This window comes from Micromonospora sp. NPDC050397 (assembly GCF_044901685.1).
GTDB lineage: Bacteria > Actinomycetota > Actinomycetes > Mycobacteriales > Micromonosporaceae > Micromonospora_G.
This window is the reverse complement of sequence record NZ_JBJDPS010000025.1, coordinates 15,761-38,796: the sequence shown is the minus strand read 5'-3', so window position 1 is coordinate 38,796 and position 23,036 is coordinate 15,761. Positions and strand designations below refer to the sequence as shown.

At 71.8% G+C, this 23,036-nt stretch carries 21 protein-coding genes; 7 read left to right on the top strand and 14 right to left on the bottom strand.

From position 1 onward, the window contains the following. Positions 1-145: 145 nt before the first annotated feature. Positions 146-2,500, bottom strand: a complete 2,355-nt coding sequence (locus tag ACI2K4_RS35195; RefSeq protein WP_404517472.1) for a tetratricopeptide repeat protein — start codon at positions 2,498-2,500, stop codon at positions 146-148. A gap of 242 nt (positions 2,501-2,742) precedes the next feature. Here ACI2K4_RS35195 and ACI2K4_RS35190 point away from each other — a divergent pair, with 242 nt between their 5' ends. Next, on the top strand, positions 2,743-3,351 hold the full coding sequence (locus ACI2K4_RS35190) for a hypothetical protein (protein ID WP_404517471.1): 609 nt from the start codon (positions 2,743-2,745) through the stop codon (positions 3,349-3,351). A gap of 95 nt (positions 3,352-3,446) precedes the next feature. Here ACI2K4_RS35190 and ACI2K4_RS35185 read toward each other — a convergent pair whose 3' ends face one another. Both ACI2K4_RS35185 and ACI2K4_RS35180 read right to left on the bottom strand, forming a co-directional pair. Further along, positions 3,447-4,586 (bottom strand): acyl-CoA dehydrogenase family protein, encoded by a 1,140-nt coding sequence (locus ACI2K4_RS35185; protein ID WP_404517470.1) that lies wholly within the window; start codon positions 4,584-4,586, stop codon positions 3,447-3,449. Continuing rightward, entirely contained in the window at positions 4,583-5,698 is a 1,116-nt protein-coding gene (locus tag ACI2K4_RS35180) for a M24 family metallopeptidase (protein ID WP_404517469.1), read from the bottom strand. Before ACI2K4_RS35180 ends, ACI2K4_RS35185 begins: the two co-directional genes overlap by 4 nt. 357 nt (positions 5,699-6,055) lie before the next feature. Here ACI2K4_RS35180 and ACI2K4_RS35175 point away from each other — a divergent pair, with 357 nt between their 5' ends. Beyond that, positions 6,056-7,036: an aldo/keto reductase gene (locus ACI2K4_RS35175; RefSeq protein ID WP_404517498.1), complete on the top strand. Its 981-nt coding sequence runs from the start codon at positions 6,056-6,058 to the stop codon at positions 7,034-7,036. A 150-nt stretch (positions 7,037-7,186) separates the two neighbouring features. Next, positions 7,187-8,173, top strand: a complete 987-nt coding sequence (locus tag ACI2K4_RS35170) for a helix-turn-helix domain-containing protein (RefSeq protein ID WP_404517468.1) — start codon at positions 7,187-7,189, stop codon at positions 8,171-8,173. A 111-nt stretch (positions 8,174-8,284) separates the two neighbouring features. Here ACI2K4_RS35170 and ACI2K4_RS35165 read toward each other — a convergent pair whose 3' ends face one another. After that, positions 8,285-8,653 carry a hypothetical protein gene (locus ACI2K4_RS35165; protein ID WP_404517467.1) on the bottom strand — a complete coding sequence of 123 codons (369 nt, stop codon included), beginning with the start codon at positions 8,651-8,653 and terminating at the stop codon, positions 8,285-8,287. Positions 8,654-9,025: 372 nt separating this feature from the next. On the opposite strand from ACI2K4_RS35165, the gene ACI2K4_RS35160 reads away from it, so the two are divergent. Continuing rightward, positions 9,026-9,955, top strand: a complete 930-nt coding sequence (locus tag ACI2K4_RS35160) for a 5'-3' exonuclease H3TH domain-containing protein (protein ID WP_404517497.1) — start codon at positions 9,026-9,028, stop codon at positions 9,953-9,955. Here ACI2K4_RS35160 and ACI2K4_RS35155 read toward each other — a convergent pair. Beyond that, positions 9,938-10,531, bottom strand: coding sequence for an MHYT domain-containing protein (locus ACI2K4_RS35155; RefSeq protein ID WP_404517466.1), 594 nt, complete (start codon positions 10,529-10,531; stop codon positions 9,938-9,940). The genes ACI2K4_RS35160 and ACI2K4_RS35155 overlap by 18 nt on opposite strands. A gap of 36 nt (positions 10,532-10,567) precedes the next feature. Next, entirely contained in the window at positions 10,568-13,408 is a 2,841-nt protein-coding gene (locus tag ACI2K4_RS35150) for a DEAD/DEAH box helicase (RefSeq protein WP_404517465.1), read from the bottom strand. Between the two features lie 86 nt (positions 13,409-13,494). Here ACI2K4_RS35150 and ACI2K4_RS35145 point away from each other — a divergent pair, with 86 nt between their 5' ends. Next, entirely contained in the window at positions 13,495-14,268 is a 774-nt protein-coding gene (locus tag ACI2K4_RS35145) for an HAD family hydrolase (protein ID WP_404517464.1), read from the top strand. A gap of 37 nt (positions 14,269-14,305) precedes the next feature. Here the strand turns inward: ACI2K4_RS35145 and ACI2K4_RS35140 are convergent, their stop codons facing one another. The 6 genes from ACI2K4_RS35140 to ACI2K4_RS35115 form a co-directional block, all read right to left on the bottom strand. Then, positions 14,306-15,250 (bottom strand): diacylglycerol kinase family protein, encoded by a 945-nt coding sequence (locus ACI2K4_RS35140; RefSeq protein ID WP_404517463.1) that lies wholly within the window; start codon positions 15,248-15,250, stop codon positions 14,306-14,308. A gap of 87 nt (positions 15,251-15,337) precedes the next feature. Beyond that, positions 15,338-16,270, bottom strand: a complete 933-nt coding sequence (tatC, locus tag ACI2K4_RS35135) for a twin-arginine translocase subunit TatC (protein ID WP_404517462.1) — start codon at positions 16,268-16,270, stop codon at positions 15,338-15,340. A 17-nt stretch (positions 16,271-16,287) separates the two neighbouring features. Further along, positions 16,288-16,587: a Sec-independent protein translocase subunit TatA gene (gene tatA / locus ACI2K4_RS35130; RefSeq protein ID WP_121160573.1), complete on the bottom strand. Its 300-nt coding sequence runs from the start codon at positions 16,585-16,587 to the stop codon at positions 16,288-16,290. Positions 16,588-16,787: 200 nt separating this feature from the next. Then, complete coding sequence (locus ACI2K4_RS35125) at positions 16,788-17,036, bottom strand: hypothetical protein (RefSeq protein ID WP_404517461.1); 249 nt, start codon at positions 17,034-17,036, stop codon at positions 16,788-16,790. 10 nt (positions 17,037-17,046) lie between these two features. Next, positions 17,047-18,027 (bottom strand): helix-turn-helix transcriptional regulator, encoded by a 981-nt coding sequence (locus ACI2K4_RS35120; RefSeq protein ID WP_404517460.1) that lies wholly within the window; start codon positions 18,025-18,027, stop codon positions 17,047-17,049. Positions 18,028-18,049: 22 nt separating this feature from the next. Then, positions 18,050-19,048: a helix-turn-helix transcriptional regulator gene (locus tag ACI2K4_RS35115; RefSeq protein ID WP_404517459.1), complete on the bottom strand. Its 999-nt coding sequence runs from the start codon at positions 19,046-19,048 to the stop codon at positions 18,050-18,052. A 104-nt stretch (positions 19,049-19,152) separates the two neighbouring features. Between ACI2K4_RS35115 and ACI2K4_RS35110 the strand changes: the two genes are divergently transcribed. Next, on the top strand, positions 19,153-20,136 hold the full coding sequence (locus tag ACI2K4_RS35110) for a cation diffusion facilitator family transporter (RefSeq protein WP_404517458.1): 984 nt from the start codon (positions 19,153-19,155) through the stop codon (positions 20,134-20,136). A gap of 55 nt (positions 20,137-20,191) precedes the next feature. Continuing rightward, on the top strand, positions 20,192-21,277 hold the full coding sequence (locus ACI2K4_RS35105) for a DUF3866 family protein (protein WP_404517457.1): 1,086 nt from the start codon (positions 20,192-20,194) through the stop codon (positions 21,275-21,277). A 66-nt stretch (positions 21,278-21,343) separates the two neighbouring features. On the opposite strand, the gene ACI2K4_RS35100 is transcribed toward ACI2K4_RS35105, so the two are convergent. After that, entirely contained in the window at positions 21,344-21,550 is a 207-nt protein-coding gene (locus ACI2K4_RS35100) for a hypothetical protein (protein ID WP_404517456.1), read from the bottom strand. 56 nt (positions 21,551-21,606) lie between these two features. Beyond that, positions 21,607-22,965 carry a Pup--protein ligase gene (pafA, locus tag ACI2K4_RS35095; RefSeq protein WP_404517455.1) on the bottom strand — a complete coding sequence of 453 codons (1,359 nt, stop codon included), beginning with the start codon at positions 22,963-22,965 and terminating at the stop codon, positions 21,607-21,609. Positions 22,966-23,036: the final 71 nt, after the last annotated feature.

Here is a 23,036-nt window from a genome sequence, read left to right as displayed (position 1 = left end):
GGCGGACAGCGCGGGCGCGGCCGCTTGGCCGACCGATGGTCAAACACCTGACCCGCGTAACAATTTCTCACGTTTCACCGGGACCCGCGCGAGCGTAGCCACCGCCGGCCCGACCGATGCCGCAGACGGCAGGCGCTGGGCGGTGTCAGCCGTTGCTCAGCCGCGCCCGGACCGTGGCGGCGTCGGGGTGGTGCAGGTCGTCGAGAATGTCCAGGGCCTGCCGCCAGACGGAAGAGGCCGCGGCGGCGTCGCCGACCGCCTCGTGGGTGTCGCCGAGCCGGCTGAGGGTCTCGGCCTCGTTGTAGCGCTCGCCCAGGTCCCGGATGAGGTCGAGGGCTTGTTCGTAGCACCGCGCGGCCTGGGCGTGGTCACCGAGATGGTGGTACGCGTAGCCGAGGCTGTCCCAGGTGGCGGCCTCCCCGGCCCGGTCGCCGAGCTGCTGGAGCAGGGTGAGCGCCCGCTGGCAGTAGGCGAGCGCCTCGGCGTGCTCGCCGAGTTGGGCGTGGCACCAGCCGACCGCGTTGAGCGCGTCCGCCTGCCCCCTGCGGTGACCGGTCTCCTCGGACAGCGCAAGGGTCTGCCGGGAATGGTCGAGAGCGGCCGCCGGGTCACCCTGCCGATCCCAGAGCGAGGCCAGGTTCTGGTGGGTACGCGCCTGGCCCTCCCGGTCGCCCAGTCGAACGTAGAGGTCGAGGGCTTGGCCGAGGTGGGCATGCGCGTCCGGGTAGCGGCCCAGTACGGTGCTCGCACCGGCCAGATAGCGGTACGCCACGGCCTCCGCCGTCGGATTCCCGAGGCGCTGCGCGGCGTTCAGGGCGGCGCGGCAGGTTTCGACCCGGTCGTGCCGGTGCCCCTGACGGTCGAGGAACGTGTCGAGTGCCCGCGCCAGCTCCCAGGTGTGCGCGTCGAAGCCGGCGTCGGCGGCCTGACGGAGGGCGGCGAGCAGGACCGGGTGCTCGGCGGTCAGCCAGGCCATCGCCTCCCCGTGGCCGACAGGACGCTCGGGGACCGCGCCGGCCGCCGGCGGGGCCAGGAGCTGGCCCACCGGGTCGCCGTGCGGACGCAGCAGCAGGTCGGCGGCGTGTGCGGTGTGGGTGTAGTGGTCGAGCAACCGGATGGTGGCGGCACGCCGGTGCTGTTCGGGCTCGGTACGGTGGCAGCGCTCGGCGGCGTAGGCGCGCAGCAGGTCGTGGCAGGTGAACCGGCCCGGCTGGTGCTCGACGAACAGGTTGGCGCGGGCCAGCTCGGCCAGCGACCGACGCGCTTCGACGGTGGTCTCGGCCGCGACGCTGGCCACGGCGGCCACCGTCACGTCCGGCCCGGGGTGCAGTCCGAGCAGCCGGAACAGCCGGGCGGCCGCAGGGGTGAGCGCGGCGTACGACCAGGAGAAGACCGCCCGGACCTCGCTGACCGCGTCGCCCGCGTCCAGCGCGCCCAGCCGCTCGCCGGCCGTACCGAGCTCGGTGGCGAGCGTGGCCAGCGGGAAGCCGGACTGCAGGGCGCGGGCGGCGGCGATGGTCAACGCGAGCGGGAGGCGGGCGCAGGCGGCGACGATCGCCTCGACCGCGTCCGGTTCGGCGGCGACCCGGTCGGCGCCGAACCGGCGGGCGAGCAGTTCGCGGGCCTCGTCGTCGGTGAGCAGACCGAGCCCGAGCGGGTGCGCGCCGTCGGCGCTGACCAGGGAGGTGAGTTGGTCGCGGCTGGTCACCACCACCAGGGCGGTGGGGGTGCCGGGCAACAGCGGACGGACCTGTTCGGCGTCGCGGGCGTTGTCCAGCACGATCAGGACCCGTTGGTCGGCCAGCAGGCTGCGGTAGAGGGCGGCCTGGGCGTCCAGGTCGGCGGGGATTCGTTCGGCCGGCACACCGAGCGCGTCCAGGAAACCGCGCAGCGCCTTCGCCGGGGTCAGTGCCTGCCCGCGCGGGTCGAAGCCGCGCAGGTTGACGTAGAGCTGCCCGTCGTCGAACCGGTCGGCGACCCGGTGGGCCCAGTGCACGGCCAGGGCGGTCTTGCCGACCCCGGCCGTCCCCGAGATCGCGGCGATCACCACGGCGGTGGACGGTGTCGCCGAGGAGCCGTCCAGGAGCAGGTCGAGACGGGCCAACTGGTTGTCGCGACCGACGAAGGTGACCACGTCCGCGGGTAGTTGCCGGGGCACCAACCGGTCGGCGGGACGTGGCGCGCGGCGGCGGTTCTCGTCGATCCGGTCCCGGGCGGTGGCCAACGCGCCCTGCTCGGTCGCGGTGGCGCCGAGAAGTCTCACCAGGGCGTCGAGGCGGTCGGTGGGCGGCAGGGTCTTTCCGGTGAGGTACTCGGCGATGGCCGTGTGCGACCAGCCGGTACGGGCGGCCAGCTCCCGGTAGGTCAGCTCGCCGCCCAACCGGTGCCGTGCGTGCCTGCGCCGCAGCGCCCGCAACAGCCCGGCCAGGTCGTTGGTCGTCTGCGCGTTGGCGGTGTTCAGCGCCGGGGAGATGACCCGCTGGTCCGGGTTGTCGGCCATCGCCGCCCTCCACGTCCGACGCCCCCTGTCGACCGGCGGCGTGCGGGCTGCCGCACGTCCCGACCAACAGACGTTCGTCAGTGTACGGCGATGTACGGAATCCGGGCCAGACACGTCGATCCATCGGCCATCATCTTTGCGGCACCGCTCGGTGGGTAGCCGGGATCACGCGTGAGCGGGTGACCCGCCGGGGTTCGGGAGCCGTCTCCTGTCCGTACCAGTTCGAAGCAGTGGGAGGTCGTATGTCCGTACGTCTCAAGCGTCTGGTCGTGTCGGTCGGCATGTCCCTGGCCCTGGTCGCGACGGCCGTCACCGTGCCGGCCGTGGCCGCGTCGGCGGCCGGCGAACCGCAGGACTGCAAACCGGTCTGCATCGGCGACGGCATCCTGCGGACCACCACCTCGTCGCCCGCGTCGGGTCACCGTGCCACCGACATCAGGACCAACGCGGTCCCGATCACCCCGCCGGCCGTCTTCCCGCCGAACACCCCGTGCTACTACGAAGAGGTGCTGGAGCAGGTCTACGAGACCGCCCAGGGCAGCCTGATGTACGACTTCCACTTCGAGGCGAGCGTCTGCCTCTTCCCCGACCAGATCGTGGTGTACGACGCCGGCTCCAACGTGACCTACCCCGGCGACCAGCCGGACTCCCGGCTGACCGTGTCCTTCTCCGAGCAGGACCGGATCGTGCGGATCAACGCCAACGAGGTGGACGCGTACTCCGACCTGAACGTGACCTTCTGCCCGGACCCGGCGCAGCCCGGCACCTGCCAGCGGTACCGGCACCTGCTCGGCCTCTCCTTCAACCCCGCCTTCGTCTTCCCCTTCTCGCTGTTCCAGCGCCTGTCCTGAGCAGCACTCCGGGACGGTCCGTCCCGTGACGAGTGGCCGGGTCACCGGGTGACCCGGCCACCGTCGCGCTCGACGGCCGGTCTACACCGGCACGGTCAGCGGGCGAACGAGCGGGCGATGACCATCCGCTGGATCTGGTTCGTGCCCTCGACGATCTGCAACACCTTCGCCTCCCGGAAGAAGCGCTCCACCGGGTGGTCGGCGACGTACCCGGCACCGCCGAGCACCTGCACGGCGTCGGTGGTCACCCGCATCGCGGTGTCGGTGGCGAAGAGCTTCGCCTTGGCCGCCTCGATCCGGTACGGCCGACCGGCGTCCCGCAGCCGGGCCGCCGACAGGGTCAGCGCCCGTGCCGCCGACACCTGGGTCGCCATGTCGGCGAGCATGAACCCGAGTCCCTGGAAGTCGATGATGGGGCGGCCGAACTGCTCCCGCTCGCGCGCGTACGCCAGCGCGTAGTCCAGTGCCCCCTGGGCCAGTCCGACCGCGCAGGCCGCGATGCCGAGCCGGCCGGAGTCCAGGGCGGACATCGCGATCCGGAAACCGGCGCCCTCCTCCCCGATCAGGCGGTCGGCCGGCACCCGGGCGTCGTCGAAGACGATCTGGGCGACAGGCGAGGAGCGCAGTCCCATGGTCCGCTCGGGAAGCTGCGGCGCGATGCCGGCGGTGCCGCTGGCCGCCAGCAGGCAGGAGACGCCGGCGGCCCCCGGGCCGCCGGTGCGGCAGAAGACGTTGTAGAAGTCGGCGGTGGTGGCGTGGGTGATCCACGCCTTGGTGCCGGTGACCAGGTAGTGGTCGCCGTCGCGGGTCGCCCGGGTGGCGAGCGACGCGGCGTCGGAGCCGCCCTGCGGCTCGGAGAGACAGTACGCCCCGAGCAGTTCGCCACCGATCATGTCCGGGAGCAGCTTGCGCTGCTGCTCGTTGCCGAACTCGGCGGTCGGGTAGCAGGAGAGGGTGTGCACGCTGACCGCCTCGGCGACCGCGAGCCAGCGGCTCGCCAGGATCTCCAGCGCCTGCAGGTAGACCTCGTACGGCTGCTCGGCGCCGCCGTACTCCTGGGGGTAGGGCAGGCCGAGCAGCCCGCTGCGGCCCAGGGTGCGCAGCACCTCGCGAGGGAACTCCCCCCGGGACTCGAAGTCCGCCGCGCGGGGTGCGAGTTCGCGGTCGGCCAACTCGGTCACGAGATCGAGTAGTTCGTAGCCCTCTTCGTTCGGCAGGATCCGGTCGACCGTCATAGCTGCACCAGCTCCGTCGGGATGGTGTTGAGTCGTTCGACGCCGTCCGCGACGCAGACGACGATGTCCTCGATCCGGGCGCCGTGTCGCCCGGATCGGTAGATGCCCGGCTCGACGGAGAACACCATCCCCGCCTCGAGCGCCCGGTCGTTGCCGGTGACCAGGTACGGGTCCTCGTGACCGTCCAGACCGATGCCGTGCCCGGTCCGGTGCAGGAACGCCGGGCCGTAACCGGCGTCGGTGATGATGTCCCTGGCCGCGGCGTCGACCGCCTCGGCCGGTACGCCCGGACGGACGGCCGCGACCGCGGCGTTCTGCGCGGCGTGCAGCACCCGGTAGTAGTCGACGAAGTCGACCGGCGCCCGCCCACCGGCGACATAGGTACGGGTCGCGTCGGAGCAGTAGCCGGTGGGCATGGTGCCGCCGATGTCGACCACGACCGGGTCACCGGCTTCGATCCGGCGGTCCGAGGTGGCGTGGTGCGGGCTGGCACCGTTGGGGCCGGAGGCGACGATGACGAAGTCCACGGTGGCGTGCCCGGCGGCCCGGATCGCGGTGCTGATGTCGGCGCCGACCTCGGCTTCGGTCCGGCCCGGTCGCAACCACTTGGCCATGTCGGCGTGGACCGCGTCGATCGCGGCGCCGGCCGCGCGCAACGCCGCCACCTCGGCCGGCGACTTGCGCATCCGGAGCTCCCGCAGCACCTCCCCGGCCAACCGCTGGGTAGTGTCGGGCAGCGCGGACCGGAGGGCGAGGACCTGTTCCGCCCACATCCGGTTGGCCAGCCCGACCGAACCCACCGAGCCGCCGAGGGCGTGTACCACCAGCGGGTAGGGGTCGGTGCCGTCGGCATGCTCGACGATCCGTACCCCGGTGCCCGGTGCCGGTGACGCCTCCGCCGCCGGCCGCTCCAGCGCCGGCACGACCAGGGTCGGCTCACCGTGCGCGGGCAGCACCAGGCAGGTGAGGCGCTCCTGGGCGTGGGCGTGGTAACCGGTCAGGTAGCGCAGGTCGGAGCCGGGGGTGACGAGCAGGGCGTCCAACCCGGCGCGGGCGGTCGCCCGTTGCGCGGCGGCCAGCCGCTGCGGTGGGTAGAGGTCGTCGATACGCACACCCACAGCTTAACGGTCGTTCGGGTGAATCCCGTCACCCGAGCAGGTCACGCCGGACAAACACCGTACCTGACCACTTTCGCCCGATTGGCGAGGCCGAGCACGTCGCCGCCGTCGACGAACCGGTCCACCCTCCCGACGGGCGGGGCCGCCCGTGCCCAAGGACCGGTGATCACCTCCGATCTTCGGGAGCGGCCGATCCCGGGAACGGTCGCACGGGGGTTCGGCCCGGGACAGCCTGGCGAACCGGGTGCCGAGCCACTTCCCGTACGGCGGCTGGGGCGGGCCGGATCCATGCTGGTCAAAATTGGACGGTCCATTTTCGACACGGCACCACATAGGCTGATTATCATGACGATGGATTACGTGCGGCTGGGTGCCACCGGCCTGCGGGTGTCGCGGATCTGCCTCGGCATGATGAGCTACGGATCGCCCCGGTGGCGGGACTGGGTGCTCGACGAGGGCGCCGCCGAGCCGCTGGTCCGCCGCGCGGTCGAACTCGGCGTGACGTTCTTCGACACCGCCGACGTCTACTCCCTCGGCGTCAGCGAGGAGGTCACCGGCAAGCTGCTGCGTACCCTCTTCGACCGTCGGGACGACTACGTGCTGGCCACCAAGGTCCACAACCAGATGGGTGACGGCCCGAACGACCGGGGTCTGTCCCGCAAGCACGTGATGGCCTCGATCGACGACTCCCTGCGCCGGCTCGGGACCGACCACGTCGACCTCTACCAGACCCACCGCTGGGACTACGACACCCCGATCGAGGAGACCATGTCGGCGCTGCACGACGTGGTCCGCGCCGGCAAGGCACGTTACCTCGGCGCCTCGAGCATGTACGCCTGGCAGTTCGCCAAGGCCCAGCACGTGGCCCGGGTGAACGGCTGGACCCCGTTCAGCTCCATGCAGCCGCACTACAACCTGGTCTACCGCGAGGAGGAGCGGGAGATGCTGCCGCTCTGCCTCGACCAGGGGGTCGGCGTCATCCCGTGGAGCCCGCTGGCGCGTGGCGTACTCGCCGGCAACCGGGGCCGGGGCGGCGAACGGCGTACCACCCGGTCACACTCCGACGCGTTCGTCGACTCGCTCTACGACGAGTCCGACTTCGCGGTGGTCGACGCCGTCGACCGGGTCGCCGAGGCACGTGGGCTGCCGTCCGCACAGGTCGCGCTCGCCTGGCTGCTGCACCAGCCGGCGGTGACCGCCCCGATCGTGGGCGCCACCAAGCCGGGCCAGATCGAGGACGCCGTGGCGGCACTCGGGATCGGCCTCGACGACGCCGAGCGCGCCGCACTGGAGGAGCCGTACCGACCGCACCAGGTCCGCGGCCACTCCTAGCACTCACCCCGCGACGCCGCCCACCCGTGGCTGACCGCGTCCCGATCCGTTGCCGGGGGAAGGGCGTCGACCGGGTCACACACTCCTGGTGACAGACGTCGATGCCGTGATAGGCAGGGAGGGCACAGTGAGGATCGGCGACGGGGGCTGATGGTGGTCGGCACGACCGTGTTCCGGACCGACGAGGTCCCCAAGGCCGACCGGTTCGGGCTCTGGTGCGAACAGTTGTCGCACCTGACCGCGCCGATGACGATGACCAGCGATCACGCGGCCGACTTCCAGGCGCAGGCGCGCATCGTGCAACTCGGCTCCAGGAGAATGTGCTCCACGACGATGCAGTCGCTGCGTTGCCAGCGAACCCCGAGACTCGTCCGGCAGTCCGCTCCGGAGATGTACCACCTCTCGCTCCTCCGGGACGGCCTGATCGGCGTACGTCAGGCCGGCGAGCAGGCTCTGCACCGCCGAAACGACCTGTGCCTCGTCGACATGTCCAGGCCCTTCGACAGCGAGCTGATCGGCGACCGACCCATCGAGGCGATCGGGATCGAGATCCCCAAGTCCCTGCTACCGCTACCCGAGAGCAAGATGGAAAGACTGCTGGCCCGACGCTTGCCGGGCGAGCACGGGCTCGGTGCGCTGGTGATGGGATTCGCGACCCGACTGAGCGCCGAGGCCGACACCTACCGACCCGGCGACGGGCCTCGCCTGGGCGCGGTCCTGGTCGACCTGGTGTCGGCACTGCTCGCTCACACGCTCGACGCCGAACGCGCACTCCCCGCCGAGACACACCGCCGGGCCCTGACCCTGCGGATCCGGGCCTTCGTCCAGCAACATCTTCAGGATCCGGACCTGACCGCAGGCAGCGTCGCCGCCGCACACCACATCTCCGTCAGCTACCTGCACCGGCTCTTCGAGACGGAAGAGGTCACGGTTGCCGCCTGGATCCGCCAGCAGCGCCTGGAACGGACCCGCCGCGATCTCGCCGACCCCGCCCTACTGCACACTCCGATCCACCAGATCGCTGGCCGCTGGGGCTTTACCGACGCGGCAGGCTTCAGCCGCGTCTTCCGATCCGCGTACGGCATGCCGCCACGAGACTTCCGCAGCCGGCACGGGCAGCCACCAGGCCAGAGGTGAGTCGAGCCCTACCGGATCTGCCCGGCGGGGCTCAACTCACTTCTTGGCTGAATGCTTGCCGCCTTGACGCCGGATCGAGGCGAACAGGGCTGCTCGCATTGTCAGAACGAGTTATGTGTTTACCACCCCAGGCAGTGGTGTAACCATGGTCGGCGCTGTTGACGTGCCGGACCCGGAGAAGTTTGTCTTCCTGAGATCAACGTCCTGGAACCAGATGCCGGTGTTCACGTCGTAGTACTGGAGGTACGCGCGCGCCGCCCACCCGTCCGCGCTGATGTCGCAGACCGTGACGTCGCCCTCCGAGGAGTTGTACCAGGCCCGCGCGCCGGGGTCACCCGCGTCGGCGCTGTAGCTCCAACCGATGTCGCCGGCGTCGGCGCTGGCCGGAGGCGCCGCCAGCGCCACCGTTCCCATCATCACCGCAAGGACGAGCAGAAGCTGGGCCAGCCTCCTGCGCGCACCTCCACGGCGCCGATTCACGGCGCCTGCCTCCGCCGAGGCGGACAGAACCGCATACCCTTTCACCGATACCCCTTTCCGAAGGCTGGCGGAGCGACGGCCAGGCGGAGTCGAGTGGGCCGTAACCGTGCCCAGAAAATCGGCAGTACAAGTTGTTCCGCTCCTCGTCACGCAACCGCCGTCGCACCATTGAGTCGACCAGCCCCGCGCGTCGGCTGATCCGTTTACCTGCCGCCAGCATCGTCGGGTTGCGCCGGCACGTCTTTGGCGACGACTCCACGCTCAATTGGCGATCTGTCAACTCCAGTGACCAAGCCAGAGCGACCTGGCCGTACGCCGACACCACCGGCCACGCGGGGCGTCGGCTCCGGCACGGGCCACGACTGTGCCAGGCTGTCGGCTGTGACCGACCGACGCCCCCTGCTCCTCGTCGACGCACCGAGCCTCTACTTCCGGGCCTACTTCGGCATCCCGGAGTCCGCCGCCCGCGCGCCGGACGGCAGCCCGGTCAACGCCGTACGGGGTTTCCTGGACATGCTCGCCACGCTGATCCGTACCCGCCGACCGGACCGGCTCGTCTGCGCGCTCGACTACGACTGGCGGCCGGCGTTCCGGGTCGCGCTGCTGCCGTCGTACAAGGCACACCGGGTGGCGCCGGCCGGCGGCGAGGTGGTGCCGGACACCCTGGTGCCCCAGGTGCCGCTCCTGCTCGAGGTGCTGGCGGCGATCGGCATCCCGGCCATCGGCGCCGACGGCTACGAGGCCGACGACGTGCTCGGCACCCTGGCGGCGTCCCAACCCGGGCCGGTCGAGGTGGCCTCCGGCGACCGTGACCTGTTCCAACTCATCGACGACGCCGTCCCGGTCCGGCTGCTCTACTGCGGCCGAGGAGTGGCCAAGCTCGAGGACTGCGACGACGCCGCCGTACGCGCCAAGTACGGCGTACCGGCGGCCGGTTATGCCGATTTCGCCGCCCTGCGCGGTGACCCGAGCGATGGCCTGCCGGGCGTGCCGGGGGTCGGGGAGAAGACCGCCGCCCGACTGATCGAGCGGTACGGCAACCTGGACGGCGTCCTGGCGGCGCTGGACGATCCGGCGTCCGGTTTCGCCCCGGGGCTGCGGAAGAAACTGCTCGACGCTCGCCCGTACCTGGCCGTCGCCCCCCAGGTGGTACGCGTGGCGCTGGACGTACCCCTGCCATCCCTGGACACCCGCCTGCCAACCGCACCGGTCGACCCGGACCACCTGCTCGCCCTGGCGGAAAAGTGGAACCTCGCCAGCTCCGCCCGCCGCCTGATCGACGCCCTACCCCCCACCCCCTGACTCCCACCGCCTCCCCCTTCCCCACCCCCCCGCCCCTCTCCCCCGCCGATCTAGGCAGATCGTCGTTAGTTGATCTCCAATCACGACGATTTGCCCTAGATCAACGAAGACGTGGGCGGGGGGCGGGAAGGAGGAGAACCGGGCGCGGGTTAGGGCGGAGCCGACGATCGCCAGCGGCCCCTTGACGGTCACCGCGAGCCAGAGCGCCACGGTGGCGGCGACCACCGCGATCACCACCGACCCGATCGCCCGTCCGTGCTCGTAGCCGACGTCGCCGTTGAGACGCATCGCGCCCATGCCGACGTAGTGCATGGCGGCCACACCGAGCCCGGTGAACAGACCCCCGGCCAGGATCTTCAGCGACGACGGCCGCCCCATGCCGACCCCGACGGTCACGATGGCGAGCACCGCGCTCGCCACGGTGATGGGGACGTCGTAACGGATCGCGGTGCCGGCCACGGAGAACCCGAGCATCGCCATGAAGTGCATGGTCCAGATCGCGGTGCCGCCGATCGCCCAGGCGGCGAGGACCAGCCAGGCCGGGATATGTCGGACCGGGCAGTCAAGATCAACCAAAGAGTGCCGGAAGTAACCGGAGGGATGATCACCCGATCATGACGCCGCGTGATACGCGAGCACTCCTCGGTTTATCGCCACCATCGCCTGACGCGCCGTCGCCCGCAGGTCGGCACTGGCACCGGCGGCGTTGGAGAGCTGGCCGAGCAGGTCGACGACCTGCCGGGTCCACCGGACGAAGTCACCGGCCGGCATGTCGCCGTCGAGGTTGTGCCCGCTGCCCAGCACCTTGGTCAGCGCCTCGCCACGAGCCCACCGGTAGATCGGCCAGACGAACCCGAGATCCGGCTCGCGGGTCGACTCCAACCCCTGGGCCGCCTCGTCCGCCTCCAACTCGCCCCAGAGTTGCAGCGTGGCGTCGACCGCGTCGGAAACGCCACCACGCGGCACCGACGCCCGCTCCTCGGCGTCCCGGCGCGCCTCGAACACCACCACCGAGACCGCCGCCGCCAGCTCGGCCGGGGCGAGCCCGTCCCAGACCCCGCGCCGCAGGCACTCGGCGACCAGCAGGTCCGCCTCGGTCCAGATCCGGCCGAGCATCCGGCCGGCGTCGGTCACCTCGCCGTCCGCCGTGAGGTAGCCGCGCGTGGCGAGCAGCCCGCAGATCCGGTCGAACGTACGGGCCAGCGAACCGGTACGGCCGGCGACCCGCTCGCGCAGCTCGTCGGTGTCCCGCTCCAGCCGGCGACGGCGCTCGGCCCAGCGGGCGTGCTCCTCCCGCTCGTTGCAGGCGTGACACGGGTGCCGGCGCAGCTCCGACCGAAGCTGGGCGAGTCGCTCGTCCTCCCCCGCACCGCCACGACCCCGACTGCCCCGCCGCGAGTGCCGGGCCAGGCCGAGCTCGTTGAGCGCCGCGCCGAGGTCCCGCCGGGCGGCCGGCGACCGGTGGTTGAAGTTCTTCGGCACCCGGATCCGGGCCAGCACCTCGGCCGGCGTGGTGAAGTCGGCCGGGGTGATCCGGCCCGCCCACCGGTCCTGGGTGAGCACCAGCGGCCGGGGCTCGCCGAACCCTGGGGCGCCCGGCTCGAGCACCACCGCCAGCCCGGCCCGCCGACCGGACGGCACCCGGATCACGTCGCCGACCCGCAGCCGCTCCAGGGCGGTGATGGCGGCGTTACGGCGCTGCGTCTGCCCCTGCCGGTTGAGCGCCCGTTCCCGCTCCCCGATCATCGACCGGAGCGCGAAGTACTCGTCGAAGTTGCCGTGGTGGCACTCCGCCTCGGCGCCGTACGCCTCGATCGTCTCGACGTTGCGCTGCACCTGGCGGGCCAGGCCGACCACCGACCGGTCCGCCTGGAACTGGGCGAACGAGGACTCCAGCAGCACCCTGGCCGACTCCGCGCCGACCGAGCCGACCAGGTTGACCGCCATGTTGTACGAGGGCCGGAAGCTCGACCGGAGCGGGTAGGTCCGGGTCGACGCCAGACCGGCCACGTGTCGGGGGTCGACCTCCGGCGACCAGACCACCACCGCGTGTCCCTCGACGTCGATGCCCCGGCGTCCGGCCCGCCCGGTGAGCTGGGTGTACTCCCCCGGCGTCAGGTCCACGTGGGCCTCGCCGTTGAACTTCACCAGCCGCTCCAGCACCACGCAGCGGGCCGGCATGTTGATGCCCAGCGCCAGCGTCTCGGTGGCGAAGACCGCCTTGACCAGGCCACGGACGAACAGTTCCTCGACCACCTCCTTGAAGGCGGGCAGCATGCCGGCGTGGTGCGCGGCGAGGCCACGCTCCAGCCCGTCGAGCCACTCCCAGTAGCCCAGCACGGCGAGGTCCTCGGCCGGGATACTGGTGATCCGTCCCTCGACCACCCGACGGATCTCGACCCGCTCGTCGGGCGTGGTGAGCCGCAGGCCGGCGGCGAGGCACTGCTGCACGGCCGCGTCGCAGCCGGCCCGGCTGAAGATGAACAGGATCGCCGGAAGCAGGTCCTCCCGCTCCAGCCGCTCGACGATCTCGTGCCGCAACGGGCCCCGCCAGCGCGGCCCCCGGCCGCCACTGCGGCCCCAGCCCGGCCCGTGGGTACGGCCGTCGCCGAGTTCGAGCCGGCGCAGCATCTCCCGGGTGTAGCGGAGCAGTTCGGGGTGTACGTCGTGCTTGCGCGCCGCGTCCGCGTCGTGGAAGAGGTCGAAGTTGCGCCGTCCGACCAGCATGTGCTGCCAGAGCGGCACCGGCCGGTGCTCGCTGACCACCACCTCGGTCTCGCCCCGGACGGTGACCAGCCAGTCGGCGAACTCCTCGGCGTTGGAGACGGTGGCCGACAGGGACACCAGGGTCACCGACTCGGGCAGGTGGATGATCACCTCTTCCCAGACCCCGCCCCGGAACCGGTCGGCGAGGTAGTGCACCTCGTCCATCACCACGTAGGCGAGTCCGGCCAGGGTGGCGGAGCCGGCGTAGAGCATGTTGCGCAGCACCTCGGTGGTCATCACCACCACCGGGGCGTCGCCGTTGATCGCGTTGTCGCCGGTGAGCAGGCCGACCTTGTCCGCGCCGTACCGGTCGACCAGGTCGTGGTACTTCTGGTTCGACAGCGCCTTGATCGGGGTGGTGTAGAAGCACTTGCGCACGGGCGCGGGCGGGGCGACGACCGCCACCTCGGCATCGGTGACGACGGCGGCGTCGGCCGCGGGGGCGCCGTCCCCGGGCCGTCCGCGCAGGGCCAGGTGTACGGCGAACTCGCCGACCACCGTCTTACCGGCACCGGTCGGGGCGCAGACCAGCACCCCGCTGCCCCGCTCCAGCGCCTCACAGGCCGAGCGCTGGAAATCGTCGAGGTCGAACCCCAGTTCGAGGGCGAACTCTTCCAGGGCGGGGTACATGGTGATCTGCGCGGCCCGGCGGCGCGCCGCTGCGTACCGCTCGGCGGGGCTCGACATACGGTCAAGATTAATGCGTACCGACGACACTCATGTGGTGAGGCCGTCGAGCAGACGGGTCGGACCCGGTCGGTAGGGTGCACGGCGTGCCGGACCATGCCGAACCGCCCAAGCCCCGTACGCCGAGCGGACCCGCCCACGCGATCACGGCCCCACCACGTCGGCCGGTGGAGGCGGTGCTCTTCGACTTCCACGGCACGCTCGCCCAGGTCGAGGATCCGGTCTCCTGGGTGATCGCCGGAGCGGCCGAGTGCGGCACCGCACTGGACCGGGGTCGGGCCACCATCCTCGCCGACCGGTTGATCACCGCCGGGCGGGCGGGCGGTCCGCTGCCGAACCGGATCCCGCCGCAACTGGCCGAGGTGTGGGCCAATCGTGATCTCTACGAGTACGCCCACCGCGCCGCGTACACCGGGCTCGCGGGCACGGTGAACACCGGGGTCGAAGGACTCGCCGAGGCGCTCTACGAGCGGCTGCTGCGCCCCGAGGGCTGGGTGCCCTACCCCGACACCCCCGGCGCCCTGCACAGCCTCCGGGAGGCCGGGGTGCCGGTGGCGGTGGTCAGCAACATCGGCTTCGACATCCGGCCGTTCTTCGCCGCCTGGGGGCTGGACCACCTGATCGACGCCTACGTGCTCTCGTACGAGGTGGGGCGCTGCAAGCCCGACCCGGACATCTTCCGGCGCGCCTGCGCGGCGCTGCGGGTCGATCCGGAACGGGCGCTGATGGTCGGCGACAGCCCGGCCGACGCGGGCGCGGTCCGGGCCGGCTGCGCCGCGCTGGTGCTGCCGGCGGCCGAGGCCGGACGACCCAACGGACTCGGCGCGGTCCTCGACCTCGCGCTCGGCAGGGCCGGGTGAACGGTACCGGCACCCCGCCGCCGCACCGGGTAGCCGCTCAGCGCAGCAGGCGCACCGCGCCCGGTACGGCGGTCACCGTCACCGGCAGCGGCCCGATCCGCTCGCCGTCGGCGTAGCCGACGATCTCCTCGGCGGCGTGGAGTTCGACCGTCCGGGCCCGGTAACCGCGCACCATCGGATGGTCGAGGTGGCTGCCCCGGTAGACCCGGGGCTTGATCCGCATCAGCGTGCCCCGGCCGACCGCCCCGGCGACCACCACGTCGAGCAGCCCGTCGGTCGGGTCCGCGTCCGGGCAGATCCGCATGCCGCCGCCGTAGCTGGCGCAGTTGCCGACCGCCACCAGCACCCCGTCGAAGCGGTGCTCGACCCCGTCCAGCAGCATCCTGTAGGAACGCGGACGCAGTCGGGCCAACTCGACCAGGATCGCCAGGTCGTACCGGCGTGGGCCGCGCGGCCACCACATCCGGTTGGCCCGCTCGTTGACGATCGCGTCGAACCCGGCGCCGAGGACCGCGCCGTACCAGCGGGAGACCCCGTCGGGGCCGGTCAGCCGGGCCAGGTCCACCGCCCGGGTCCGACCGGCCCGCAACGCGTCCGCGACCGTCCCGGCGGCGGTGAGCGGGTCCGTCGGGAAGCCGGTCTCCACCGCGAAGTCGTTGCCGGTGCCGACGGGCACCGGTCCGAACCCGACCGGGGTGCCGGCGACCGCCTGGAGTGCCAGGTGCACGGTGCCGTCCCCGCCGACCGCGACCAGCGCGGCGGCGCCCTCCGCCACCGCCTCGTGGCAGGCCGCCTGGGCCTGTCCGGCGCTCTCCGCCGCCAGCAGCCGCACCGGCCGCCCGGCCGCCGCCAGCCGCTCCAGTACGGCGGGGGTCAGGTTCCCGCGTCTTCCTCGTCCGGCGGTTGGATTGGCCAGCACCGCCACCGGGCCGTCACCGAGCGGGTGGTTGGCGGTGGGGTCGCGACGATCGGGGACGGTCACGGCGAGCACGGTACCGCCCGGCGCCGAGGAAGCCGATCCCTCGTTCGCCGGGCGGTGGTGACGTCAGGTTCAGGTCGAACGGACGACTCAGGTCATGTCGTCGTAGCGGCTGTCGATCGGCTGCGCGGGCGCCACCGGTGCCACCGCGTCGACCCGTGCCCCGGCCTCGACCGGTTCCGGCTCGTGCGTCAACGGGGAGACCTCGTCGTCGTCGAGCCCGGAGTAGACCTCTTTGCCCCGTCCACGCCGCTTGTCGTTGATGAACGCGACCCCGACCGCGGCGAAGTAGAGCACGCAGAGACAGAGGGCCAGCGCCGTCATCCCGAACGGGTCCGGGGTCGGTGTGACGACCGCGGAGAAGGCGAAGAACAGGAAGATGACAACCCGCCACCAGCTCAGCAGCCGCCGGGCGCTGGCGATCCCGACGAAGTTGAGCATGAGGATCACCAGTGGGAACTCGAACGCCACCCCGAAGAGCAGGATCAGGTTGGTGACGAACGAGATGTAGCGGGTGATCTCCAGCGTCGTGTTGATGTCATCGCCGGAGAAGCCGATCAGGAACTCCAGGCCCTTGTGCACCACGAAGAACGCGAGGACCGCACCGGCGGCGAAGAGCGGCGCGGCGATCACGGTGAAGAGGTAGGCGTACTTACGCTCGTGCCGGTGTAGGCCGGGTGCGATGAACGCCCAGAGCTGGTAGAGCCAGACCGGACCGGCGACGATCAGACCGACCCAGAGGGCGATCTTCAGGTCGAGCAGGAAGACGTCGGCGACGCCGAGCTGCACGAACTGGCACTCGCCATTCTTGGTCGAGCCCGGCAGGTTGCAGTAGGGCTGTTGCAGCACCTTGCGGACCGGCTTGGCGATCGCGAAACCGACGCCGAAGCCGAGCACGATCGCGATCGACGCGCGGAAGAGCCGGTTGCGCAGCTCGCGGATGTGCTCGATGAGCGTCATCGAGCCGTCCGAAGCGCGGTCGAAGTTGCTCGGACCGCGCTTGCGCAGGAGTGCGAAGGCCACGGTGCTCGGGCCCCGGGTCAGTTGTCGCGAACGCGCTGCACCGGGTCGTTGACCGGCGGCGCGGGCGGCTGGTAACCCTGCTGGTGCACGCTGCTCGGCTGGATCACCGGATCCGGCGTGTACGGCTGCCGGCTGTGCTGCGCGTCGGCCTTCTCGGCCAGGTCCTTGTCATCGTCGGCGAGGCTCTTGGTCTCGGCCTTGATGATGCGCAGCGAACGGCCGAGCGAGCGAGCCGCGTCGGGGAGCCGCTTCGCGCCGAAGAGCAGGATCAGCACGACCACGAGTACTGCGATGTGCCACGGCTTGAGGGCACCCATGGGAAGCTCCAGTCGGTCTTCGTGGATTACGAGTGTCGGGGCCTATCGTACGTGTGTATCCAGCCCGTGCCACCCGCCGGGATGCTGCCAGTTGCATCCAGTCGGTGAAGTCTTGACCAACTGCGACGCCTCGTCAACCCGCTGCACGGGCGCTTCCTGCAGGAAACGCCGTTTCCCTGGAAGATATCGGCGCCCGGTGGTCACTCCCCGTGTTTTGCCTTTATCAGGGTGAGTCGCCGCTGCGCGACTTCCGCCTGCCGTTGCAGGACCAGTAGTCGCTCCTGCGTCGCCTCGGCCCGGGAGGCGAGCGCCTCCACCTGGTCCTGCCGGCGGAGCAGCGCCACCGAGGCCCGGTGCAGGGCGGGCAGCCGGGTCAGCACCGGCCGAACCGCCAGCACGAGTACGACCAGCGCGAACAGCACCACGGCGAGCACGATCCAGGTCACCACAGCGGTCAGCCTAGTGCCCGACCGGGACCGGCGCCGGCACGGCGTACGCGTCCAGGGCCGCGGTGGCCCGGTCGCGTACCTCCTCGACGAGTTCGAGCGGGGACACCACGGTCACCTCCGGCCCGAGCCCGAGCACCAGACGGCGGGCCCACCTCAGGTCGCTCACCCGCAGCGAGACGAGCCACTGCTCACCGTCGCCCGGCTCGACCCGTTCACAGGGGTAGTACTCGGTGATCCACCGGCCGCCCCGACCGACCCGCAGGGTGACCAGCGGCAGGTCCGGCGAGGGCTGGAACACCCCCGCGGTGAGGTCGTACGAGCGGGCGGCCTGCGGCGGTGCCATCGCCGGCTCGTCCAGCTCGGTCTGCGCGTCGATCCGGTCGGCCCGGAACAGCCGCACCGCCTCGGCCCGCCGGCACCACGCCTCCAGGTAGGCCCGGCCGCCGACCATCAGCACCCGGATCGGGTCGATGGTCCGCTCGCTGGTCTCGTCCCGCGCGGCCGTGTAGTAGGTGATGCGCAGCGCCTTACCACGTCGGACGGCCCCCTGTAGCGCCTCGACCTGGTCGGAGTCGCCCGGTATCCGGACCTCGACCGGCGCGTCGGCCAGATCCCCGGTCGCGTCCTCGATTTTTGCCAGGGCTCGCTCGATCGCGTCGCGGTTGTCGATGCCGGGCGTCTCGGCGAGCATCCGCAGCGCCACCACCAGGGCGAGCGCCTCGTCCTGGGTGAGCCGCAACGGCCGGTCGATGCCGGCGTCGTAGGTGATGGTGACCCGGTCGCCGTCGAAGGCCATGTCGATCAGGTCCCCGGGGCCGTAACCGGGCAGGCCGCAGACCCAGAGCAGTTCCAGGTCCTCGCGGAGCTGCCGGTCACTGACCCCGAGGTCGCCGGCCGCCTCGGCCAGCTCGATCCCCGGCCGTGCCAACAGGTACGGCACCAGGTTGAGCAGCCGGGCCAGCCGGTCGGCCGAGGCCCGTGATCCACTCATGGCGTCCCCTCGTCACGCGCGTTCATCCGGTCGTCCCGGCGGTGGCCACCACGTCGTGCCGGGTGGCGATCTCCTTGAGTCGCTGGATGACCGCCTCCCGCACCTCGGGCGGATCGATCACCCGTACGTCCGGACCGTAGCCCACGAGGGTGCCGGCCAGCCCGTCCGGGTCGGCGTACGGCAGCACCAGCCGGTCGCCGTCGGGGCCGGCGGTGACCTCCCGGGCCCAGCGGCGCAGCCCCGCCGCGCGGCCGGGTCGGACCAGCACGGTGGCCCGACCGGTCCGCTCGACCGGGCCGGACCAGCGGGCCACGTGGCTGATCAGGTCGACTCCCTCGGGTGGCGTGTAGGCGCCCGGGCGGCCCACCAGCCGGACCGTGCCGACCACCCGGGAGAGGCGGAAGCACCGGGTCGCGGCCCGGTCGAGGTCGTGCCCGACCACGTACCAGCGGCCCCGCCAACCGACCACGCCCCACGGCTGTAGTCGCCGGGTGGTGGGCGCGTCCTCGTCCGGCACCCGGTAGTCGAAGGTGACCGCCCGCTTGTCCCGGGCGGCGGCGGTGAGCGGCGCGAAGGCGGGATCGACGGTGACCACCGGTTCCAGGCCGAGCGTCGCCTGCGGGTCGACGTCGATGCCGGCGGCACGCAGCTTGGCCAGGCCGGAGGATGCGGCGGCGGCCAGACCGGCGTGCTGCCAGAGCCGGGCGGCGATCCCGACCGCCGCGGCCTCGTCCGGTTCCAGCGGGATCTCGGGCAGCGCGTACTCCCGGTGCGCGATCCGGTAGCCGGGCTCGGTGTCGAAGACGCTCGCCGTGCCGGTCTCCAGCGGCACCCCGAGTTCGCGCAGCTCAGCCTTGTCGCGCTCGAACTTGCGCTGGAACGCCTCGTGGTCGCGCGGGTCGTCCGGGTCGTGCTCGTAACCGGGCACGGTCGCGGCGATCTGCGCGGCGGTCAGGAACCGCCGCGTGGACAGCAGACATATCACCAGGTTGACCAGGCGCTCGGTGCGGCTCCGCGACACGTGCAAGACGCTAGCAGTGTTGGCGCGCCGTACACGAACCCACACGGGGGGCACGGCGGTCCAATCCGGCAGTTCGGTCCTCACCGGGCACCTAGGCTGGCGCCATGGCGAGATCGCCGGAGGGGGCACAGAGCGTCGGCACCGTTGTCATCGCCGGTGCGGCCAACCTGACGATCGCCGCCGCCAAGGTGCTGGCGGGCCTGCTCAGCGGCTCCGCCGCGGTGCTCTCCGAGGCCGCCCACTCGTTCGCCGACACCACCACCGAGGTGCTGCTCTTTGTCGCCCTGCGCCGGGGTGCCCGTCCGGCCGACGAGGAGCGGCCGTTCGGCCATGGTCGGGAGAGTTACGTCTGGGCTTTCCTGGCCGCGGTCTTCACCTTCGTCGGCGGTGGCATCTTCTCGGTCACCCAGGGCGTGCACGCGATCCAGACCGACCAGCGCCAGGACGACAACCTGATCGCGTACCTGGTCCTGGTGATCTCGTTCGTGGCCGAGTCGGTGTCGCTGATCCGGGCGACCCGGCAGATCCAGGGCCGGGCCCGGCGCTTCTCGGTCAGCCTCGGCCAGGTGGTGCGCCGGACCCCGGACACCACCGTGAAGGCGGTCTTCTTCGAGGACAGCGCGGCGCTGATCGGACTGGTACTGGCCGCCGCCGGGGTGGGCCTGTCCCAGCTCACCGGCAGCCCGTTCTGGGACGGACTCGCGTCGATCATGATCGGCGTACTGCTCCTGGTGGTGGCCGTGACCCTGGCCCGCAGCAACCTCTCCCTGCTGCTCGGCCGGGCCGCCGGACCGGCGACCCGGGCGGAGATCTACGACGAACTCGTCAGGGTGCCCACGGTGCAACGGATCGACACGCTGCTGACCCTGCAACTCGGCCCGGACGAGATCCTGGTCGCCGCGAAGATCGATTTCGCGGACGACGCCACCGGCGCCACCATCGAGGCCGCCGCCGACGAGGCCGAGCGGCGACTGATCGCCCGCAACCCGGCGGTACGGTTCGTCTTTCTCGACCCGACCGGTTCACGCGCCCCCGACAACCCGACCGGTTCACGCGCCCCCGACAACCCGAACGCCGAACCGGACTGACCGACCCGCCGCCCCCGCCCCTCCACCGTCCGGCGGTGCGGCTACCGTGCCGGGCATGGTGCGATGGCGGTCCGGCACGGTGACGGCGGTACGACGGCAGTGGCGCGGCGCGGTCGAGTTGGAGGTGACGCTCCCCGACGGGTCGTCGATCCGGGCGCTGGCCTACCCCGCGCTGGTCGGCACCCCGGAGCCGGGCGACCGGGTGCTGCTCAACGTGGGAGCACTGCTGATGGGGCTCGGCACCGGCGGCTACGCCCACGTGGTCGCGCTCCCCGACCGGCTGCCGGCCGACCCACCGGAGGCCAGCGACACGCGTGACGGCGGCCACCTGGTCAAGGCGCGCTACACCCCGCTGCAACCGATCCTGCTCGGTGCCGACGAGGAGGCGTCACCGTACCGGGACCGGCTCGCCGACGCCGACGACGTCGACAACCTGCCGGTGGTCACCGCGGACCTGCACTCAGCGCTCCCGGCGATCGTCGCGGGCATCCGCGCCGACGCTCCCCGGGCCCGGATCGCCTACCTGATGACCGACGGCGGCGCGCTGCCCGCCTGGTTCTCCCGCACCCTGGCCGCGCTCGGCGACGAGTTGGCGGGAACGGTGACGGTCGGGCAGGCGTTCGGGGGCGACCTGGAGGCCACCAACCTGCACGCCGGACTGCTCGCGGCCCGACACGCGCTGGACGCGGAGATCGCCGTCGTCGCCCAGGGTCCGGGCAACCTGGGCACCGGGACCCGGTGGGGTTTCTCCGGGGTCGCGGTCGGCGAGGCGGTCAACGCGGTGACCACGCTGGGCGGGCGACCGATCGGCTCGCTGCGGATCTCCGGGGCAGACCCACGGGTACGGCACTACGGCGTCTCCCACCACAGCCTCACCGCGTACGGGCGGGTCGCACTCACCGGCGCGGACCTGGTGGTGCCGGGCGGGCTGGAGCCGGCGCTGGCCGAGGCGGTGGAGGCCGCACTGGAACCGCTGTCGCGGCGGCACCGGATCGTCCGGGTCCCGGTCGACGGGCTCGACGCCGCGCTGCGGTCCGGGCCGGCCCCGCTCTCCACGATGGGACGCGGACTCGACGCCGACCACGCCTACTTCCTCGCCGCGGCGGCCGCCGGCCGGCACGCGGTCACCCTGCTCGGGTGACCTTGCCTCGGTCGACCCGGGCGAACACCACGCCGGGCGACCGGGGACGGACCCCAGCCGGTCGGCTCAGGCGAGCACCACGACCGCGATCCACCCGCCGACGAGCAGCACCAGGGCCAGCACCAGCACCCAGGTCGGCACGGTGTACTCACCGCGCCGGTTGCGCGCGATCTCTTCCACGATCTTCTCGCGGCGCCGGTTGACCCAGCCCTGGCGCACCTGGTCGGCGTTGCGCTCGGGCGGCTCTTCGGGAGAACGGTCTTCAGAGGTCATAACGCCGCCGAGACTACCCGGGCCGGTGACCGTACGGCACGCCGGCCCGCCATTGCCTACATGCTCGCGATCAGGCGCTCGACGCGCTCGTCGTACGCCCGGAACGGGTCCTTGCAGAGCACCGTGCGCTGGGCCTGGTCGTTGAGCTTGAGGTGCACCCAGTCCACGGTGAAGTCCCGCCGCTTCTCCTGCGCGTGCCGGATGAACTCGCCGCGCAGCCGCGCCCGGGTGGTCTGCGGAGGAGTCTCCTTGGCCTCGAAGATCTCCGGGTCGGTGGCGATCCGGTCCACCTGGCCACGCCGTTCGAGCAACCCGTAGAGCCCGCGCCCCCGCCGTACGTCGTGGTAGGCCAGGTCCATCTGGGCCACCCGGGGGTGGGACAGCGGGAGGTCGTGCTTGGCCTGGTACCGCTCGATCAGCCGCAGCTTGCTGACCCAGTCGATCTCCCGGGAGACCGGCTCCAGGTCGCCGCTCTCGACCGCGTTGAGCACCCGGCCCCAGAGCTCCACCACCCGCTTGGCGGTCTGGTCGCCGCCCCGGCGCTCGACGAACTCGGTCGCCTTGGCCAGGTATTCCTGCTGGATCTCCAGGGCGCTGACCTCCTTGTTGGAGGCCAGCCTGATCTTGCGCCGCCCGGTGATGTCGTGCGAGACCTCGCGGATGGCCCGGATCGGGTTCTCCAGCGACAGGTCCCGCATCACCACGCCGGCCTCGATCATCCGCAGCACGATGTCCGCGCTGCCGACCTTGAGCAGCGTGGTGACCTCGTTCATGTTCGAATCACCGACGATCACGTGCAGCCGGCGGTACCGCTCGGCGTCGGCGTGCGGCTCGTCCCTGGTGTTGATGATCGGCCGGCTCCGGGTGGTCGCAGACGACACCCCCTCCCAGATGTGCTCCGCCCGCTGGGACAGGCAGTAGACCGCACCCCGAGGCGTCTGGAGCACCTTGCCGGCGCCGCAGATGAGCTGGCGCGTGACCAGGAACGGGATCAGCACGTCGGCCAGTCGGCCGAACTCACCGTGCCGGGAGACCAGGTAGTTCTCGTGGCAACCGTACGAGTTGCCGGCCGAGTCGGTGTTGTTCTTGAACAGGTAGATCTCGCCCGCGATGCCCTCGTCGTGCAGGCGCTTCTCGGCGTCGACGAGCAGCCCCTCGAGGATCCGCTCACCGGCCCGGTCGTGCGCGACCAGATCGGTGACCGAGTCGCACTCCGGTGTCGCGTACTCCGGGTGGGAACCGACGTCGAGGTAGAGCCGGGCTCCGTTGCGCAGGAACACATTGCTGGACCGTCCCCAGGACACCACCCGGCGGAAGAGGTAGCGGGCGACCTCGTCCGGAGACAGTCGCCGCTGACCGCGGTAGGTGCAGGTGACGCCGTACTCGGTCTCGAGACCGAAGATTCGCCGCTCCATGAACAGACACTAGCCGCCCGAGGGCTCCGAGTGGTCGCCCTCGGGTCGTGCATTCCGCGCGTCGGCGGCGA

What these genes read in the sequence shown, in the direction of transcription:
- ACI2K4_RS35195 (WP_404517472.1), bottom strand. Translation starts at nt 2,500, where the DNA reads ATGGCCGACAACCCGGACCAGCGGGTCATCTCCCCGGCGCTGAACACC.
- ACI2K4_RS35190 (WP_404517471.1), top strand. Translation starts at nt 2,743, where the DNA reads ATGTCCGTACGTCTCAAGCGTCTGGTCGTGTCGGTCGGCATGTCCCTG.
- ACI2K4_RS35185 (WP_404517470.1), bottom strand. Translation starts at nt 4,586, where the DNA reads ATGACGGTCGACCGGATCCTGCCGAACGAAGAGGGCTACGAACTACTC.
- ACI2K4_RS35175 (WP_404517498.1), top strand. Translation starts at nt 6,056, where the DNA reads ATGGATTACGTGCGGCTGGGTGCCACCGGCCTGCGGGTGTCGCGGATC.
- ACI2K4_RS35170 (WP_404517468.1), top strand. Translation starts at nt 7,187, where the DNA reads ATGGTGGTCGGCACGACCGTGTTCCGGACCGACGAGGTCCCCAAGGCC.
- ACI2K4_RS35150 (WP_404517465.1), bottom strand. Translation starts at nt 13,408, where the DNA reads ATGTCGAGCCCCGCCGAGCGGTACGCAGCGGCGCGCCGCCGGGCCGCG.
- tatA (WP_121160573.1), bottom strand. Translation starts at nt 16,587, where the DNA reads ATGGGTGCCCTCAAGCCGTGGCACATCGCAGTACTCGTGGTCGTGCTG.
- ACI2K4_RS35120 (WP_404517460.1), bottom strand. Translation starts at nt 18,027, where the DNA reads ATGAGTGGATCACGGGCCTCGGCCGACCGGCTGGCCCGGCTGCTCAAC.
- ACI2K4_RS35110 (WP_404517458.1), top strand. Translation starts at nt 19,153, where the DNA reads ATGGCGAGATCGCCGGAGGGGGCACAGAGCGTCGGCACCGTTGTCATC.
- ACI2K4_RS35105 (WP_404517457.1), top strand. Translation starts at nt 20,192, where the DNA reads ATGGTGCGATGGCGGTCCGGCACGGTGACGGCGGTACGACGGCAGTGG.
- ACI2K4_RS35100 (WP_404517456.1), bottom strand. Translation starts at nt 21,550, where the DNA reads ATGACCTCTGAAGACCGTTCTCCCGAAGAGCCGCCCGAGCGCAACGCC.
- pafA (WP_404517455.1), bottom strand. Translation starts at nt 22,965, where the DNA reads ATGGAGCGGCGAATCTTCGGTCTCGAGACCGAGTACGGCGTCACCTGC.